Source organism: Wolbachia endosymbiont of Mansonella perstans, assembly GCF_020278605.1.
Taxonomy (GTDB): Bacteria; Pseudomonadota; Alphaproteobacteria; order Rickettsiales; family Anaplasmataceae; genus Wolbachia.
In genome coordinates this window covers 1-1,773 of sequence record NZ_JACZHU010000129.1, presented here as the reverse complement: position 1 = coordinate 1,773, position 1,773 = coordinate 1, and the positions used below count along the sequence as shown (strand labels likewise).

The 1,773-nt window shown below is 37.3% G+C and carries 1 protein-coding gene; it reads right to left on the bottom strand.

What is annotated here, in order from left to right; all coding sequences use genetic code 11:
* A partial coding sequence (locus tag IHO13_RS05370) for a UvrA family protein (protein ID WP_458695367.1) occupies nt 1–1,526 on the bottom strand: 1,526 nt, incomplete at its 3' end.
* Nucleotides 1,527–1,773 lie beyond the last annotated feature (247 nt).

Genomic DNA, 1,773 nt, shown 5'->3' with positions numbered 1-1,773 from the left:
TCATCAAGCACATACAGCACTCCTGTTAAACCAGAGCCAATTTGTGAAGCAAGTCTGATTCTTTGACTTTCACCTCCAGAGAGTGTGCCAGACTCACGGTCAAGTGTAAGGTAGTTTAATCCTACATTTTTCAAAAATGTTAGCCTCTTGATTATTTCACTTAATATTTTATTTGAGATTTGCTTTTGTTGCTCTGTAAGCTTGCCTGGGAGATTTTCAAACCATTTAAGGGATTCATCGATGCTGAGCCTAGATATTTCACCTATGTGCTTACCATCAATTTTCACCGTAAGTGCCTCTTTTCTCAATCTACAGCCAGCACATTCTTTACAACGAACAATAGAACAATATCGCTCAATAAGTGTTTCATCATAATCCATCTGGTTTTCTAATATACTAACTAAACCTTGAAATCTCATCTCTCTAGAACCAAAGAGTATTACATCCTTCGCTCCTTGATCTATGTTCTTCCATGGAACATCAAGACCGAATTTGCAATTTTCAGCTAGTGACAGTATTACATTTTTTAGAAACCCATAACCTGTGTGTACTTGACGGAGCATCAACCCCACTGGTCTCAAGGCACCTTCAGATATTGAGAGCGTTTCATCTGGCACTATCAGCTTTATATCAATAGCCAGTTTTTTACCAAGCCCATTGCATGAACAACATGCACCGTAGGGACTGTTAAAAGAAAATAATCTTGGTTCTATTTCCTCAAGAGTAAAGCCGGACTCCGGACATGCAAAATTCTCTGAGAAAGTTAAAACTTGATCATTTCTGTACTTGGAATCATGATCATCAGGCAAGTTCACTACTTCTGCATACATTAAGCCATGACCAAGTCTTAATGCTGATTCTATGCTACTTGGCAGTCGATTTCCTATATCGTCTGATATTGATACCCTATCTGCAACCACAAAGATATCGTGCTTTTTGTTCTTATCGAGCTTAGGTAAATCATCTATATTATGTATTTTACCATCTATTTTTAGTCTTACGTATCCTTGCTTTTTAATTTCCAATATTTCTTTGAGATGTTCTCCCTTTCTGCCACGCACGATGGGAGCAAGTATATATACTTTAGTTTCTAAAGGTAACGCCATTATAGTATCTACAATTTGAGACACAGTTTGTTTCGTTATTGGCAGTCCAGTTGTAGGTGAATAAGGAATTCCTATTCGTGCGTATATTAAGCGTAGATAGTCGTAAATCTCAGTAACGGTTCCAACTGTTGATCTTGGATTTTTTGAGATCGATTTCTGGTTGATAGATATTGCAGGAGAGAGGCCTGTGATCGACTCAACATCCGGTTTATCCTGAATGTTGAGAAATTGACGTGCATAAGCCGAAAGACTCTCTACATACCGACGCTGGCCTTCTGCATAAATCGTATCAAACGCAAGGCTAGATTTGCCAGAACCGCTGAGTCCAGTTATAACAACTAATTTATTTTTCGGTATATTAACATCTATACCTTGCAGGTTATGCTCCCTTGCGCCTCTAACTCCAATAAAACCATCCATACATAAGTGTTTTTGAATATCATAGCCTCAAAATACGTGAATTTACAGTAACTTTCTACTAATTTTTTTAACTATTATGGGAAATTACACGAACATAGGCCTATAAGAGTGATATCACCTAAGTGCTGGCTGAATTTAGATTTTTTAGCCATAGAAACAGAACAAAAAAACTACTTGACAACCTTTGCCGTCATCCTTATCATAGTATTGAAGCTATTATTTATCTCCAGTCTATACAGATTAAACG